Source organism: Shewanella sp. NKUCC05_KAH (assembly GCF_019345585.1).
GTDB lineage: Bacteria > Pseudomonadota > Gammaproteobacteria > Enterobacterales > Shewanellaceae > Shewanella > Shewanella oncorhynchi.
In genome coordinates this window covers 195,376-212,041 of the sequence record NZ_JAHKQZ010000003.1, presented here as the reverse complement: position 1 = coordinate 212,041, position 16,666 = coordinate 195,376, and the positions used below count along the sequence as shown (strand labels likewise).

Genomic DNA, 16,666 nt, shown 5'->3' with positions numbered 1-16,666 from the left:
CTAACGAGATCAAGATGGGCAGAGCATATCAAAACAAGAAAGAATCCATGGCGAAAACAGCCGGTCAAAAAACCCGCATTTATTCACGCTACGGTAAAGAGATTTACGTTGTCGCTAAGCAAGGCGGCGTAGAGCCCGATGGAAACTTATCACTGCGTCGCTTAATTGAACGCGCTAAGAAAGACCAAGTGCCTGCGCATGTTATTGAACGCGCAATTGAAAAAGCCAAAGGCGGCGGTGGTGAAGATTACGATACCGCCCGTTACGAAGGTTTTGGTCCTGGCAACTGCATGGTCATTGTTGACTGCTTAACCGATAACGTAAAACGTACCTTCACCGAAGTGCGTCAAGCCTTCGTGAAAAACGATGCAAAACTCGGCGGCCCTGGTACAGTTGGCCACATGTTTGATCATCAAGCCGTGTTCGTGTTTGCGGGTGATGACGAAGATGCGATTTTAGAACTGCTGATGATGGCTGACGTTGATGTAAGCGATGTTGAGCTGGAAGATGGCTTAATCACAGTTTACGCGCCGCACACTGAGTACTTTAAAGTCAAAACTGCGCTGACCGAAGCGATGCCAGAAGTTAACTTTGAATTTGACAATATCACCTTCGTACCGCAGGACATGACTAAAGTTGAAGGTGAAGATGTCGTTATGTTTGAAAAGTTTATTGCCGCACTTGAAGATTGTGACGACGTACAAAACGTCTATCACAATGCGGAAATTGATGACTAAACGTTTCTTTCGCCTGAAACAAAAACGCAGCCAAGAGCTGCGTTTTTTATTTATAGATCAAAATATTAAGCTTCAATAAAGCAGCCATGAAACCCTAGTGGCAATACCCTGTTCATTTGAGCTGAAGCGATGGGGCCCGCACTGATATCACTGGCACGAAACAAAGACAAACCAGACTGTGCATTATGGTAATCGAGCCAAGTCATCAGTAAATAGGCTTCGTGCTGCTCAGTGGCGGGGATATAGAGCGGCTCTTCGGCAATTTTGCCTTTGCCAAGATAAAACTCGCTATAGCTCGCGTCGCCAAGTGTATCCGCACTGTGCTTGCTGCTGTCTTTTGCATTATGAATACAATACAGAGTGTTACTTAGCCCTGATTCAGATTCGGCTTCTGCTTCATATTTAAAGTTAGAGCTGGAGCCAGAGTTAACAGCTGAATCTGATCTTGCTCCAACGCCAAATAACGGAGCAAACGCCGAAGCCCCGCCTGTTTTCTCTGCAAACGTTTTTTCACCGCTAGTTTGTTTTTTACCCATAATGTGCTGCGAAAACTGGGGAAACTCCATCATCACGCCGCGGCGGTTAATACGTGCAGAGGAAGACAAGGTCTCTGCAAACTGCGCTTTGCTAGCTGCTGTGAGTGGTACTGTGAGCGGTACTGTGATAGTCACTAACTCTGCATGGGGTGTCTTAGTTTTACGCTCCCCCGTCAGTAACCCCTTCATCCCTTGGGTTAAAATAGCTGAATTGGGGTAGAGGCAAAGCTGCACAGAAAGTTCGTCATTCTTCTCAATGGCTTGACCAAAGTGAAACACAAATCCCGCAGGCAGCGGGTGTAACTGCCGCGCTTTAAAGTCGGCTTTGTCGATAACCAGTAATTGCGATGGCAATTCGGGGCGCCATTTAAAAGCATCAATATAAGTTTCGCCCTCTTCATACACGCAGGATGAAATGTAAAACACCAGCTTATTCTCACTCTGCGCGAAGGCATGTAAATAGCTAGCTTGAGGTAATTCAATCACTTCCATTCTGGCAATGCTGTCATCGGCTGCCACTTGATACACAAGTAATTGCTTCTCACCACCGACATACCAGACGCCAAAATTCCATAGTCCACCTTGTCCGTCATCGAGTGGGTGAGCAGAAAAGGGCAAGCCCTTAAATTTGTCACCAAAGCTTTTCACGCCAAGCGTGGTTAAGGTCTGAGCATCAAGTCGATAGGGTGAACCCGCCTCCCATAAAGCGAGCAACTCGCCGTGGCGCGGCAATAAACTAGTATTGGCCACATTCAAATCGTCGTTATTTCGAATAGGTAAAGCATTGGGGATCACTGTGCCTGCAGTCGTGTACTTAAACGCGCCAGCGGCCTCTTCCACTTTAAACTTCTTTGTTTGGATAAACTTAGCCTGATGCTGAATTTGCCTATTGCTCACACTAAACTGCTGCACCATGCCATCGCCATCGAACCAATGCTGATATGCCTTACCTGCCCGAGACATTTTCGCTGGCCCATTACGATATAGATTGCCGCTCAACTGCGCTGGCCACTCGCCTGAAACCTGCATAGTCAGTGGCTGATAGTCAGCTTCAGCACCACTAAATCCAATCGCCCATGGCTCACGTGCGACCGTTTGTGCGTTATCCAGCGCCAGCAATTTATCCACTGAACTGGCCCAAACTGCACTCGTCATGAGGGCGGCTGAGCCTGCTAGAAATTGACGTCTATCCATGGTGCAGCGCCCCTCTTAGCGAATGTGTATAGTGATTTGCGCATCGGCCTGCAAACTAAAGCTGGCGTCTTTAAAGCTCGCAGGTCCAAAACTGCCGGCGTTATTGCTAAAACCATAGCCTTCACTCGGCACACCTAACATATTGGTATCTAAGCTGTGGTTGCCATTTTCATCGTGAAAGACCTTGACCGCATATTGGCCATCAGCGAGATCGCTAAATACCAGCCTATGCTCTGTCTTAGTGACGGGTTTTATCATAGACGCACTAGGATTGTGGCCTGCGGCGTAATCCTCGGCATTGGCGTAAAGCTCCACCATCAAGGCGCCGGTTTGTACTTGAATATTATCGATATCCACAGTCAGGGTATGTGCCTGGCTCTCAGCCGACATGCTTCCTGCCGACAAGAGCGAGCAAGCTAAGCCTGCGCCCCAAATCGCTGATAACGTCCTTTTGGTCATATTTGCTTGGCGAATCTGAGTTGTCATAGCCGAGTTCACGTGTTTCATGTCTTACTCCTGTTATTTGCGCTGATAAGTAACTGCGATGGAGTTAGCTTAAAAAATCGCAGGACGAAAAACAGGTGCCAAAAGTCATGAAACAAAATGATAACAACATGACTTTTGGCATAGTGACATCTGGCGGTGATACCTTAGAATGGTCGGCAGAATTGGATTAAGGAATAGACATTCGTGCTAGAAAATCGATTAGCGAAAGAAGAAAACATGTTGATTGCCGCTGGAGTGCTCACTTGGGCATTAGTCGCTTGGGTTGGGATAAACCAAGCCGCATTACATACATGGCAAGGCATGCTCAATGTAACACTTTATGGGCTGTATTTAGTGCAATTTATACTGATAGCTACCGATAAAGTTGCGCATAATAATATTCAACTTCGCCGCATAACCACGCTAGTGATGCCGTTGACCGTGATGAGCTTAATGCTCACAGCAAACAACGCATTACTGCCTATCCTCTTCGTCATTTGGGCGTCACTGTTGCCTGAGTTTTTTAGTCGTCGCCAAGCCATTTCACAGCTAGTGTTGGTCAATGTTGTTTATTACCTACTGCAGCAATGGCAATTGCATGAACAAAGCAATGTGTTCAATATTTTGATTTATCTTGGTTTTCAATTCTTTGCCTACAGCAGTAGCCAAGCAAGGCTTTCTGAACGTAAATCACGTTTGATACAAGAACAGCTAAACCAACAGCTTATTGCCACTCGCGCGCTGCTGAGCCAAGCCAGCGAACAGCAAGAAAGATTAAGGATATCACGCGATTTGCACGACATTCTCGGCCACCAACTCACAGCGCTTTCCCTGCAATTGGAAGTACTAAGCCATACAGCGCCCGAGGAGCTCAAACCTCAAGTCAATCAAAGTAAATCCTTAGCTAAACAGCTACTTGAAAGTATTCGCGCCGTCGTCAGGGCTCAAAGAGTGCAAGTGGGATTGGATTTAGTCCCACCTTTAGAGGCACTGATGACCCGCTTACCCAGCGTGACTCTTCACTGCAAAGGGATGAAGCCACTGCAATCAGCCGAACTGACTCAGGCACTACTGTTAGTGCTGCAAGAAGGCATCAGCAACGCCGTACGTCACGGCAAGGCGAATCAACTGCAACTGAGCATGGAAGACTCCCAAAGCGCACTGGTATTACAACTGAGCGACAACGGCGTTGGGCTAACACGGGGAGCTGCGCGAAACGCATCAGCTAAAAGCGGCACTGGACAGTTCGGTACTGGGCTCGGCGGCATGCAGGAAAGGCTACAACCCTTTAATGGCACCTTGGAGTTAAGGGCAAATGACTCGGCGTCCGGTTGCCAACTCACCCTCACACTCCCAGCACTCGCTTAACTTTTTATTAAAAAAATCTTTGGAATAGCTATGGATATGCAAAACAACATCATCAGTGTCGGTTTAGTGGAAGATCAGCAATTGGTTCGCCAAGGGATCGCTAGCCTGCTCGCTATTTCCGACAACATTCGCGTGTTATGGCAAGCCGAAGACGGTCAAGATGCACTCAAAAAGCTTGCCAGCAATCCCGTCGATGTGCTGCTCAGTGATATCCGTATGCCAAATCTTGATGGTATCGCCATGCTCAAACAGATACGGCAAAGTGCCAATCGCTTACCTGTCATCATGTTAACCACCTTCGACGACAGTGAGTTATTCCTCAATAGTTTACAGGCGGGAGCCAACGGCTTTTTGCTCAAGGACGTGTCACTCGACAAGTTACTGCACGCCATCGAAACCGTCGCCAAAGGCGGCTACTTGATAGAGCCTTCGGTACTCAAACAGATGAGTGAGCCTAAACCTGCACCTAGCGTTGGGGTAACTAGAAATGAATTATTGTCGGAACGGGAGCGGGAAATTCTCAGTTTTATGGCGGGCGGCTTCTCCAACAAGGAAATCGCCAATGCGGTATTTTTAGCCGAGGGCACAGTGAAGAATCATGTCTCTAACATACTCACTAAACTCGATTGCCGAGACCGTACCCAAGCTGTGCTCAAGGGATTACAACTGGCATTGATTTAACCCATTAGCATTAAACCAAACCCGATTGCCAACAAAAAGGGCCATTTAAGGCCCTTTTTGTGCTCATCTAAAGCGATGAGTTATAGCTAAAACCTAACGAAGATCCATCTCTTGGATAATTTCATGGGCAATAGCTGGCGTTGTACAGCTCGGGGTTTCATGCAAATCCGCTTTTAACTGACCTTTACGGTGCTTAAGTGCTGCATCTAATTTTTTCGATGCTGCTTTGATTGCTGGGTACATAACCTCATCGGTACCTGAAGCAGAAATACGGCTTCCTTCATAATTCGTACGAAGCTCAACCTGATACTCGCCATGCTCTTTCGCAATAATAATGTCCAGTGCGATCAGAGAGGGGAAATGGGTGGCGATTTTTGCAAATTTTTCGTTAACATCTTCTCTAATAGAATCAGTAACATCGACGTGGTGACCAGAAATATTTATTTTCATAGGTTGTCCCTTTTAGTGTCATTACTTTTATTTTTGCTTCACTAATAGAGCTTGGGGCATGCAGGATAAAACACAAGGGTTATTGGCAAATATTTCGGTCAACTCAGGTATTAGCATCTCCTAAATGTGACCTCCATCAAGAAGTCAAAAATAAAACAGCGAGAAAAACATGATTAAGTGATTGATTTATAAACAGGCATTAATAATAAATCAATCACAAAATGCAATACGACATAAGGTAAATACGCTTAATATTTACGTTGCACACTCTGCTGCCAAAACTGTTGGGACAAATGATGCGTCTTGGTCGATAAACGCGACACTTGATCACCCCGCGCCGCCGCATCGAGCGTCTGCTCTAAACTCTGCTGAGCCAAGTCGCTGATCACATGGATAGCTCGGCTAATTTCTGCGGCCACCGAAGTCTGCTGCGTCATCGCCGCCGCATTATCATCACTCAAAGAATTAATTCGCGAAATAGATGAAAGCAACTCGCCAAAAGCCACACTCGCATCTTGCGCTAAGCTTACCGAACGTTTTACCTGTTCCTGCCCTGCCATCATGGTCGAGGTCGCCCTTTGAGTGCTTTCCCTAAAACGGCTAACAATTAACTCGATTTGCGAGGTGGATTGGCTAGTACGGCTCGATAACTGCCTGACCTCATCGGCCACCACGGCAAAACCACGACCACTCTCCCCTGCCCGCGCCGCTTCAATTGCCGCATTTAAGGCTAATAAGTTAGTTTGGTCGGCAATGGCACGTATGACTTCGAGCACTTGGTGAATCGCACGGCTATCTTGTTCAATAGCTTGTACAACATCGGAAAAGTGGCTCACTTGTACACTTAACTGATGTATCGCATCAATAACCGTTTCTAAACGTGAATGACCGCGTTGAGCCGCCTCATGGCTCGACACCATTTCCGAGGCAGTGCGATGAATATTTCCCGTTACTTCAGCAAAACTGGCACTCATCTGCTCCATCGCAGTCGCAGCTTGCGTGGTTTGTTCACTCTGACTATCGGCATGCTCCCAAGTGTTTGTAATGGTTTGTTTAAGGCTGACACTTTGTGCTTGGATCTCACTGGCAGAATCAGCCATACGGCCAACAACGCCACCAATTTCAGTGATCAAAAAACGTAGGGCGAGGTCTAATTTACCGATCTCATCTTGGCGGCCGGTGTACACGCCCGTAGCGACGGGATCGTCAATAATGTTGGTTGCCATAGACACAAGCTTTTGCAGCGGTTGCATCAGGTAATACCATGCTAGGCACGCGAGACTCATCCCTACCACTGCGGCAACTATGGGGGAATAACTGGCAATTATCGCCGTAGCCGTAATCGAAACCAGCATGGCAAGCAATATTTTGCCACTGAAACCTAACCTATCTTTACGCAACACTTTAGGTTGCTTGCCCTGATTAATATCACGGTAAATACTCTCAGCGGCTTTAATCTGCTCAGGGGTAGCTTGGCGACGAACAGATTGATACTCATGAACTTTACCATCTTCATACACTGGCGCGACGTAGGCATTCACCCAATAATAGCCGCCCGTTTTGGTGCGATTTTTAACTATCCCCATCCAAGGCTTGCCCTGCTTAATTCGCTCCCAGAGGATCTTAAATGCAGCCGCAGGCATATCTTGATGGCGCACTATGTTATGTGGATTCCCTTGCAACTCAGCAACACTAAACCCACTGATCTGCGAAAAGGTCTGATTCACATATTTAATGTTTCCCTTCAGATCCGTCGTTGATAGTAAAATCGCATTATCTGACAGGTGTGTTTCACCATTTGTAGAATTTTTATGCATAGGGTTATCAGGCTAGGTCTCGGTAAAAAAGATAACGCATTCTGCCAAAACCGTCGTCTATCAAAATTGATAAAGCTCACATTGGCAGCATAAAAATTAACCTAATGCTAAACAAGCAGTAACCACTAAACACATATCAACAAATAAAAACAAACAATTGTGACAGAGCGCTCGTTACGCTACATACGTTAAACTCGCCACCCTACACTCGCTAAAGCAGATCAGCTTAAGATCACAGATTCACATTCGAATCTAAATGATATCGTTTATCATTTGAATTAACTAAGTTATACTTCTCGCGGTTAGTTATCTACTGCTATAGAAATGCATTTGTCGTTAAGCCAAAAAGCTCAAGCACACTTTGCAGAATCAACAGTAACGGATAGCCATAACAGACCCATATTGGCTCGAAATGAGAAGTGGCACTTATGTCTAATACACCCGCGTTTGAAACCTCAACGCAATCTTCTACAACTCAAATGCGCTCGTTCTCGCTGATTTCGCGGGAAATTGTGCAATGGTTTAAGCAAGAGCAATCGCAGTTTGCCTTCAAAGTCTTTGCCCGTGCGAGTGCCGCTCTACTGGCGGGTTATGTTGCGGCAGCAACCTTGGCTTGCCTGCTGACATTAGTGCTACCTATGCCGCGCTTTGAAAGCACGATAACGGCCAATATGTTAGCTTTCCTGTTTTATGCCATCGCTATTATTTATGCCTTTTGTGTGCGTAAAACCTGGCATGCATGGCGAGATTTAGGCTTAGTGAGTTTGTTATGTTTTGGATTGATCAAGGTATGTGGGCAATAAGATGAAAGAGACATTTTTTAGAACTTTATCTTGGCTACATACCTGGGCAGGCTTGCTGGTATGTTGGGTATTATTGTTGATCTTTTTTGCGGGTAGCTTGAGCTATTTTCGCCATGAGATCAGCCTTTGGAATGAACCCGAATTACACAAAGGGGTTTATCAAGACTACCGAGCCGATACCCTCGAAAACCAATTAGATAAAGGTCAAAGTTACATAGAAGCGCATTCGCCGGCAACAGCGCAGCGCTGGATGATAGGTTTTCCAACTGAACGAACCCCCTTTCAAAGCGTTAGCTGGCAACTGCCACCAGAAAAAGGTCAGCGTCGTGGCAAGACTGAAGAACATGTAGCCTTAGCAGATGGCAGCGGCATGATCTCTGAAGTGCGTGAGAGTCGCGGCGGTGATTTCTTCTATCGTCTGCACTTTGACTTGCACTATATGTCCGCTATTACAGCCCGCTATATCGTCGGCGTTTGCACTATGTTTATGCTGATCGCCCTTATCAGTGGCATAGTGATCCACAAACGGATCTTCAAAGATTTGTTCAGTTTTAGACGGGATAAAGGCGCTCGCTCTTGGCTAGACGCGCACAATGTGAGCTCTGTCATCGCCCTGCCCTATCATTTGATGATCACTTATACAGGGCTTATTACCCTAATGCTTATCTATATCCCATGGACGGTTAATACCGCCTATTCGGGTGATAACCAAGCTTTTTTAAAAGAACTTAATCCCGCCAGACAAACCGAGAAAGCCGCGGGGATTAGTGCGCCACAGGTGCAACTAAGCCAATTACTACCTCAAGTGAAAGCCGCATGGGGCGATGCGCCAATTAAGCAAGTGATAGTGTCATACCCTAAAGATCAAAATAGCCAAGTGACCTTTTACCAAAACACAGGTAAAGATGTGACCGATGAAGCCAATATTTTGATATTCAACGGGATAAATGGTGAGCTTAAATATGCCAGCCCGCACGAGGCCTCAGGAGCATCCGCGACTTACGATACTATGATGTCGCTGCACACGGCACGTTTTGCCGCCCCGCTGCTAAGATTTTTATTCTTTTTCTGCGGTTTATTAGGCTGCGCTATGATCGCGACAGGCACTTTGATGTGGGCCATTCGTCTACGTCAAAAACAGCAAAAATTGATCGATAAAGGCGAGAAACCAAGCTTTGGATTACGTTTAGTTGAAGGGTTAAACTTCATGTTTATCTTAGGATTACCCTTAGGCACTGTAGCCTTCTTTTACGCCAATCGTCTCTTATCGACAAGTTTTGCAAGCCGCTCTGAATGGGAAGTTCACAGTTTCTTTATCGCGTTAGCGGCAATGGGAGTTTGGGCTTTCTTGGGTCGTTCACGTCGCCAGTGGCAAACCGCATTACGACTCACAGGGACTTTGTGCTGTGCGCTGCCAGTGCTCAATGCCTTCACATCACCAAGCAATATCATCGACAATATCCAATCCCATCAATGGGCTTTAGTCGGATTTGACGTGCTCGCAGTGCTACTTGGTGGCGCTATGCTATTTGCCAGTAAAAGAGTGACTTTGATTGCTAAGGCCCCCGCTAAACGCCCAGCAAAAGCAAAAAATGCACGTAGAAGCGAATCCCAAACATCCCTTGCCAGCGATCTTAGTTCGTCATCTTCATTGGAGGAAGCCAAATCATGATGCCAGAATTTATTCCCCTACTTGGGATCTTAGGTTTGAGTTATCTTTCCCTCGCCCTGTTTGCCTTAGCTAAATTTGGTCACTTCAAGGATGTGTTCAATCGTCCACCAGCACAATGGCAAAGTCGTTTGCTAACCTTGTTTGCTTGGTTACTACTAGCATTTAGCTTAAGTGCCTGCGCGAGCGATCAGGGCTGGGCCTACGGGAGCATTTTGTTTATGGGAATAATTTCCCTCGCGGCAATGCTGGTCATCCTAACGTTAAGCTACAGCCCGCGCCATTTACCGATAGGAATCGTCACTGGCAGCGTGCTCACTGGCACTCTATTACTGAGTGCTGGGATCTAATGTCCAGCTAACACTGGCATGGCGATCATGGCTAAGTGAGCACCGCTAGGCTATAGTGCCCTGATGTCCTTCAGATAGGAGAAAATAATGGGCTTTAACTTAACGGTTAACTGGCAAACCTCGCCCGCCGAAGAAGGCGAATTTTGTCGAGACCACAGTATTACCTTTGGCAGCGGCCAGACGATTCAAGCCTCGTCGGCACCGGAATACAAAGGCAATGGGCAAAATGTCAATCCAGAGGAAAGCCTGTTGGCTGCATTATCCTCATGCCATATGTTGACCTTTCTAGCGATTGCGCATCTTAAGCGCTTACCTGTAACCTCTTATGTGGATAATGCCACTGCAGAGCTGGGTAAAAACGAGGCGGGCAAGTTGGCCGTGACAAAGATGGTGCTCAATCCTAAGGTCATTTTCGCTGAAGGGGTCGAAGTCAGCCAAGAAACCCTTGAGAAAATTCACGAGAAAGCACATGCAAATTGCTTTATCGCTAATAGTTTAGCAACAGATATTCAAATCAAGTTTTAGGATTTGAGCAGATCTTTATGGCCCGCTGATGGTTTTCTTAAGCGGGCTTTTTTATTGCCGCACCGTAAATTAATAGCTGTCTGAATCATTGCTATCATCGAATTATCCGCGCCACCTAACCATCCACAGAGTCTAACTTTTCACCATTATTCAGCTCAGGTCCAGCTTTTAAACAGTACGATAGAAGCCAATCTTAGCTTGGTATCATCTGTTGGAATTAAAAGATGCACATTCAACCACTGCGAAATTCCCTGTCTGTCAGCCCACAAAAAAATGTCTCCACTGCTGAATTTGCACAAGTTAACAATGCCGTTCAAACCAGCGCACCAGCGTCAACTGATACAGTAACGCTTTCTAGCGATGCAAAACAATTGGCGGCGAATACGCAAAAACCAGCAGAAATGCCAGCACTGAGGGATAACATAGAAACCTTAGTCGAATTGAAACACGCGAAGATGAAGTATCAAGTGATCGCCGACATGACCAATTTAGCGACAGGAACGAGCCAAGGGATTTCAGCACCAACGGCCTATTATCTAAGCCATAACGAAGACGCGAGAGCAATGACAGTGAATCACCTTGCCCAACAACAGCAAGTGAACACTATGCAAACCTATGCGGAAACAAGTAAAAATGGGAATAGAAGTATTAATGAATGGGCATAAAAATGGGTGTTGTCTCGGGAACCAAGAGACAACACCCTAACTTTGTACGCGGACATGCTAGCCGAGATACCTTAAATTTCGGTTAAATACTGAATTTAAATATCAATTACTTAGCTTTAATATCCTGTGCCATACCTTTTACAGGCAAAGGTTGCACTTTTAAGGCTGGGATTGGCTGTTTAACCAACTCATCCTTTAAATAACTTATTGCAGTTTCAAGCTGCGCATCTTTTCCATTAAAGGTAGCAAAAGGTAAGTTATCGACTTCAATATCCGGCGTTACGCCATGGCCTTCAAGCACCCAGCGGCCATCCATTGCATACTGTGGATACTCGGCCACCCGCGCCATCCCTTTATCGGTCAACGCATTTCGCCCAGATAACCACACACCCGCACCTGCCGTTTGCTTACCAATTAAGGGCGCAATACCGAGTGCTTTAATCCCTGCGGAGAAGGTTTCGCCGTCGGAATAGGTCAGTTCATCGGTTAACACCACTAAATGACCGCGGAAGGTTTGTTGCATATTGGTGTTTGGCGTGCCGTGGGTCGGTTGCCAAAACGCCCAAGCGCGGCGTAGTAACTTCTCGATAATCCAACTGTCAATATTGCCACCGCGGTTACGGCGGACATCGATAATCAAACCCTCTTTATCGTAGTTGGCATAAAACTCACGGGCGAAACTTTCAATATCACCACCGCCCATGGCATATAAGTGCAAATAACCCATCTTGCCCTGACTTGCATCCTCGACCACAGCCGCGTTATGGCTCACCCAATCTAAGTAACGTAATTGACTGTCCACCACAGCGCTAACGGGCATGACGATGGTTTTATGGGTTTGGCTACCACGCTTAAGCTGTAGTAATACTTGCTTATCCTGTTGATTGCGCAGAAGACGCGTGACGTCGGCCACATTCACCACTGGCGTGCCATTAATAGCCAACAGCATATCGCCTTCTTTAGCATCGACTTCGATACGATTTAACGGTGAAGCATTAGCCGGTAACTCAGGATCGTTACTGTAAATGTGCGCAATTTTCACGCCATCTGCAGTTTGTTGTAGGCGCGCGCCAAGGCTTGCCGCTTTAGCCGCATCGGGATCTTGAGGTAAATCACCACCGCGCACCTGTGAGTGCAAAGAATCTAACTCGCCCATCATTTGCATGAAGATATCGTTCAGTTCGTTACGGTCAGTCAGGCGGTCGAGCAAAGGTTGATACTTAGCTTTGGTCGCTTGCCAATCGAGGCCGCGCATCTTCTTGTCGAAGAAAGATTCTCGGTGCATCAACCAAGCATCTTCAAACATTTGCTGCCATTCAAGCTGCGGAGAAATCGCTAACTGCCATTGTTCCGTTTGCACTTTGGCATTATCCGTATCGCCTAATTTATTGCCGCCATCAACAATCAGGAGAGATTTCTCATTACTGTGCTTACGTAGCATCAGCTTTTTACCATCGGCAGAAACCTCATATTGGCCAATGTCCTCGGCAAAAACCTCGGCTTTGGGGCTTAATCGGTCAAATTTGATGGTCATTAAATTAGGTGCGACATCGTCACCAATAGCTTGATCTAACAGATAAAGTCTATCATCGACGACGCGCAGCTTACTGTAATTGCCTGAATCGACAGGCACTTGCCATAAACGCTGGGAGATCCCTGCCCAATCGATTTTCACTGGACTCGGTTTATCCTTAGCATCGGTTTTTTCAACTTGATTCGATTCGAGTTCATTGGGTTTACTAAAGGGGAATTTGGCATTTTTGACCAGTGCGATGGCAAAAATTTGGCTGCGTTTATCAAACACAGGGCCCATGTTTCTATCGCCCCAAGGTGAACTTGGTGTTGCGCTGAATTGGCGATTCGATAGGAAATATAGCCACTGGCCGTCACTGCTAAAGGTTGGCGAATAGGACTCGTATTTGTCGCTGGTGAGCGTCTCGGCCTTATTTTCATCCACAGAATAAAGGATGATTTGCGGACGTTGTTTACCGATTTCCGACTTAGTTAATGCAATAAAACGGCTGTCACCGGACCAGCGGATATCGGCGTAAGGCCCAAGTCCCTCGCCGTTAGTGATGATTTTTTGATTGGTATTTTTCTTTAAGTCGAGCAGCCAAACATTACCATCGTTATCGTCATGGGCGATAAATCGACCGTCACTGGACAAATTAAGACTCATTCTTAAAGTATGACCGTCTTTGGTTAACTGTTTAGCGCCACTGCTGCCATCAGCAGGGAATTGCCAAATTTCCTGCTGACCTGTCATGTCGCTAATCGCATAAACCGACTTGCTATCTTGGCTCAACACAGCTTCCCTTACGCGATAAGTCCCCGGCAGTGCAACTTGAACTAAACGCGAGCCATCAATACCCGCGATTGCCACGTGGCTGCGGGCGGTGATCACCACTTTATCGCCAGCGGGGGCCAAATTAGTTGAAGAAGCGTAATCCATAGGATCTGTCACCCAATGCTCACGGCGCTCGGCAAAATCGGAAATGAGTTCAATATTGAGTAACGAGTCTTTAGCGGCCGCAATATCAAACACATGGATATCCGCACCTAACTGGAATACCACTTTGCCTTGGTCCATCCGCGCACCGCGGACTTGCCAATCTTTAAATTGAGTCAACTGTTTTGCATCTGAACCATCGAGCGCCATCGACCAGAGGTTGTCGTTGCCATCGCTGTCGCTGATAAAATAGAGTCTGTCCTGCCATAGCATAGGTTGGCGCACTGAGCCGTCGTGTTGGCCGCTAAGCAACTGTGCTTCGGTTTTGCTGCCAAGTTTAAAGCGCCATAATTCACCTTTTGCGCCGCCACGGTACACTTTGGCATTATCGCCAGTCACTTGCAGACCAAAGCGGGTGAAGTACACGTATTCGTTGCGATCATCAATCACACCTTCAACTGCATCGGCTAAGGGGAAATCTGTGGTGGTGAGGGTTTGAGGATCGACGCTGCGCAGTATCCAATTATTAGCAGGACCAAAACCAGTGTCGGTGGAATATAAAATCTCGCCTTTGGCAGTCCAGCCCTGAACTCGTACACGGCTATTCTCAAAACTCACCCGTTTAGCCACACCGCCCGTAATGGGGATCACATACACTTCGCTCGCGCCTTCATAGTTGGCAACATAAGCAACCCACTTACCGTCGGCCGAAATAGTCGCCCCTAGCTCTTCCGCAGGTAAACTCGTTAAGCGAGTAGCCGCTTTTTGACCTAAGGTCTGAGTCCATAAATCCCCTTCTGCAGTAAAGACTAAGGTTTGATCGTGCAACGCGGGCGCACGGTAATACCCTTGATTGCTCACCGCATCGACAGCGATGGTTTGGAACGCTGTTAATGTGCCTAGGGCAAGCATGCAGCAGGCGACAGAATGGCGAAGTTTCATGTATGACCTCTATCCTATTGTTATTTTTAGCAATAGACTCTTTACTACGAGATTTTGCTAGCAGATTTAGCGAAGAAATTCTTGCCATGGGCTTTTGTAAAAAACCACAATCAAGTCCAAAGCATGACAATTGAGCCCAACAAGCTAGCAGAATTTGATAGAGAGTTCAGTAACTTCAAGTCAGAGAAGTTTTAGCAAATGTGTCACATCTTAAATCGCGGAGGAACAACTGAATAAAAGACAAGATTCTTTAGAGGAAAACATCAAAGATCATAGCGTTACCATATTGCACTAGGATAAAAATATACCAGAGTCGGACATGAGTGGCTAACGTGAAGGGCTAATGTTAAGGGCTGACATACAGCGTCTTTAGCGGACTGTTTAGGCGGCTCATATTAGACTGTTTCGCCAGTGTCATTTGTTGCCATTTATTGATCACTCGTGCAATTTCACCGTTATCCATCAATGCCTTAATCGCATGATTAAACTGCTCTAACTGGCTTGTCTTGATACTCGCTTTACTGAACATTAAATGAATATGGTTTTGATCTAACACTAACTTAAGTGGCACTAGCTTGATGCGTTGATGCTGGCTGGCGATATAGGGCATGGCTAAGGTATCTCCGACGATCATATCTCCTCTACCGTAGATAAGCATTTGCACAGACTTATCTGAGTCGGGACTTAATACTAACAAGTGCTCCTGCTCTAATCGATATTGAGATTCTTGATAATCTGCACCATACCAACCGCTAGAAGGGACAAGTAGACGCAATTTTTTGGTAAAAATGTCCTCCCATTTATCGATATTAATCTGATCTTTTTGCTCATAAAGTACAAATAAGCGTAGCTCTTCATCTCGGTAATAGGTTGAAAAAAGAGCATAGTTTTGACGTTCATCCGTCATAGTCGCTCCCATCAACACATCTAACTGTCCTGCTCGCAACATCTGATGCGAGCGCTTAGCAGGCACATTAATAAAATGAACTTCACAACCAAGATACTCTGCAAATGCCCGCATCAGATCCACATCTAAGCCTTGGGCTTCTCCTTGAGGATCTTGCCAAGCATAGGGAGGCCAATCGTTGTAACCGACTTTAATCGTGTTCTTACAAGGTAAAGGACTATTGACCTGCGACACACTTACAGCGGGCAAGACTAAAAAAAGCATAAATAAGACAGGAACGTATTTAAACCATGGCATAGGCTAAGTTACTTGCCTCTTAAGTTGACTATCCTCTCTTGATTAAGATGAAGTATAACGATTCAGCGTCAGACTTCCGCGAGGGGGTTCTACCTCAGTAAGCGTAGTTGTCACTTAGATAGCGCGCCATAAACACCGGCGAGATCACAGTAATTAGCCTAAAAAAGGGCGAGGAATAATAACAAAAAAGCACAACAGCCAAGAGTGAGATCTAAACGACTCACTATACTGCGATAAAGGCTAAGCCTGAACGCAGGAAATAAAATAAAGTTTTATAAATTTAAATCAGACACTTATAAATAATAGCAACAACTTTAGTGGGATCCCCCATATCGACTTGTAACCAAACTATGTGTGTTCCCCCCAATTCCTCACCCTGAGCCGTGGCGGACTCTTTAGCTTCATCAAGCCGGTTTTCATGGCGGCTCACCCCAGTGACTAAAGCAAAACTATCGCAGTGGGTGACTTCAAAATCGTAGGCCACGTTAATGCGACGATATAGTTCATGCTGCTTGGTCGCACATCCAGATATTAAAACGCAAAAACATGTACTTAACAGAAAAAATTTAGACAAATCAATTAACCCACAGATTAAACACGCGGGTGAACATAACTAATTGCAATAGATAAAATTGTGAACAATGTCACATATAAGAAACCAAGGATAATACAGAAAGTTACAAATATTAATTAAATATCATGTAGTTAACTAAGGGTTGTTTTATGTTCACTGGTAACACAAGCTCATCAATTCCTCACCATAAAACTCACACTTGTAAAAAAAGGGAGC

General features: G+C 46.0%; 15 protein-coding genes. 8 read left to right on the top strand and 7 right to left on the bottom strand.

The features are described from left to right. Positions 1-14 precede the first annotated feature (14 nt). The gene (locus tag KO533_RS04620) at positions 15-737 is read left to right on the top strand and encodes a YebC/PmpR family DNA-binding transcriptional regulator (RefSeq protein ID WP_028760779.1); all 723 of its coding nucleotides are present in this window, start codon (positions 15-17) and stop codon (positions 735-737) included. Between the two features lie 65 nt (positions 738-802). On the opposite strand, the gene KO533_RS04615 is transcribed toward KO533_RS04620, so the two are convergent. Continuing rightward, complete coding sequence (locus tag KO533_RS04615) at positions 803-2,467, bottom strand: carotenoid oxygenase family protein (RefSeq protein ID WP_219253042.1); 1,665 nt, start codon at positions 2,465-2,467, stop codon at positions 803-805. Positions 2,468-2,482: 15 nt separating this feature from the next. After that, the gene (locus tag KO533_RS04610; protein WP_219253040.1) at positions 2,483-2,974 is read right to left on the bottom strand and encodes a DUF2141 domain-containing protein; all 492 of its coding nucleotides are present in this window, start codon (positions 2,972-2,974) and stop codon (positions 2,483-2,485) included. A 183-nt stretch (positions 2,975-3,157) separates the two neighbouring features. Between KO533_RS04610 and KO533_RS04605 the strand changes: the two genes are divergently transcribed. Both KO533_RS04605 and KO533_RS04600 read left to right on the top strand, forming a co-directional pair. After that, complete coding sequence (locus KO533_RS04605) at positions 3,158-4,321, top strand: histidine kinase (RefSeq protein ID WP_212600002.1); 1,164 nt, start codon at positions 3,158-3,160, stop codon at positions 4,319-4,321. Positions 4,322-4,351: 30 nt separating this feature from the next. Further along, complete coding sequence (locus KO533_RS04600; protein WP_173246072.1) at positions 4,352-5,002, top strand: response regulator transcription factor; 651 nt, start codon at positions 4,352-4,354, stop codon at positions 5,000-5,002. Between the two features lie 93 nt (positions 5,003-5,095). Here KO533_RS04600 and raiA read toward each other — a convergent pair whose 3' ends face one another. Together raiA and KO533_RS04590 are read right to left on the bottom strand one after the other, a co-directional pair. Beyond that, positions 5,096-5,452 carry a ribosome-associated translation inhibitor RaiA gene (gene raiA, locus KO533_RS04595; RefSeq protein ID WP_028760784.1) on the bottom strand — a complete coding sequence of 119 codons (357 nt, stop codon included), beginning with the start codon at positions 5,450-5,452 and terminating at the stop codon, positions 5,096-5,098. A gap of 248 nt (positions 5,453-5,700) precedes the next feature. Continuing rightward, positions 5,701-7,269: a PAS domain-containing methyl-accepting chemotaxis protein gene (locus KO533_RS04590; RefSeq protein WP_219253039.1), complete on the bottom strand. Its 1,569-nt coding sequence runs from the start codon at positions 7,267-7,269 to the stop codon at positions 5,701-5,703. 428 nt (positions 7,270-7,697) lie between these two features. On the opposite strand from KO533_RS04590, the gene KO533_RS04585 reads away from it, so the two are divergent. The 5 genes from KO533_RS04585 to KO533_RS04565 all read left to right on the top strand — a co-directional run bounded on the left by KO533_RS04585 (position 7,698) and on the right by KO533_RS04565 (position 11,281). Further along, positions 7,698-8,072, top strand: coding sequence for a DUF3649 domain-containing protein (locus KO533_RS04585; protein WP_219253036.1), 375 nt, complete (start codon positions 7,698-7,700; stop codon positions 8,070-8,072). 1 nt (position 8,073) lies between these two features. Further along, positions 8,074-9,744 (top strand): PepSY-associated TM helix domain-containing protein, encoded by a 1,671-nt coding sequence (locus KO533_RS04580; RefSeq protein WP_219253034.1) that lies wholly within the window; start codon positions 8,074-8,076, stop codon positions 9,742-9,744. Beyond that, on the top strand, positions 9,741-10,091 hold the full coding sequence (locus KO533_RS04575; RefSeq protein ID WP_113940646.1) for a DUF3325 domain-containing protein: 351 nt from the start codon (positions 9,741-9,743) through the stop codon (positions 10,089-10,091). Before KO533_RS04580 ends, KO533_RS04575 begins: the two co-directional genes overlap by 4 nt. An 87-nt stretch (positions 10,092-10,178) precedes the next feature. Continuing rightward, positions 10,179-10,616 (top strand): OsmC family protein, encoded by a 438-nt coding sequence (locus KO533_RS04570; protein WP_028760789.1) that lies wholly within the window; start codon positions 10,179-10,181, stop codon positions 10,614-10,616. A 224-nt stretch (positions 10,617-10,840) separates the two neighbouring features. Beyond that, positions 10,841-11,281: a hypothetical protein gene (locus tag KO533_RS04565; protein WP_219253032.1), complete on the top strand. Its 441-nt coding sequence runs from the start codon at positions 10,841-10,843 to the stop codon at positions 11,279-11,281. 106 nt (positions 11,282-11,387) lie between these two features. Here KO533_RS04565 and KO533_RS04560 read toward each other — a convergent pair whose 3' ends face one another. The 3 genes from KO533_RS04560 to KO533_RS04550 form a co-directional block, all read right to left on the bottom strand. Then, positions 11,388-14,672: a S41 family peptidase gene (locus tag KO533_RS04560; RefSeq protein ID WP_219253030.1), complete on the bottom strand. Its 3,285-nt coding sequence runs from the start codon at positions 14,670-14,672 to the stop codon at positions 11,388-11,390. A gap of 346 nt (positions 14,673-15,018) precedes the next feature. Then, positions 15,019-15,876 carry a transporter substrate-binding domain-containing protein gene (locus tag KO533_RS04555; protein WP_028760792.1) on the bottom strand — a complete coding sequence of 286 codons (858 nt, stop codon included), beginning with the start codon at positions 15,874-15,876 and terminating at the stop codon, positions 15,019-15,021. Positions 15,877-16,156: 280 nt separating this feature from the next. Beyond that, positions 16,157-16,450, bottom strand: a complete 294-nt coding sequence (locus KO533_RS04550; protein WP_028760793.1) for a hypothetical protein — start codon at positions 16,448-16,450, stop codon at positions 16,157-16,159. Between the last annotated feature and the right edge of the window lie 216 nt (positions 16,451-16,666).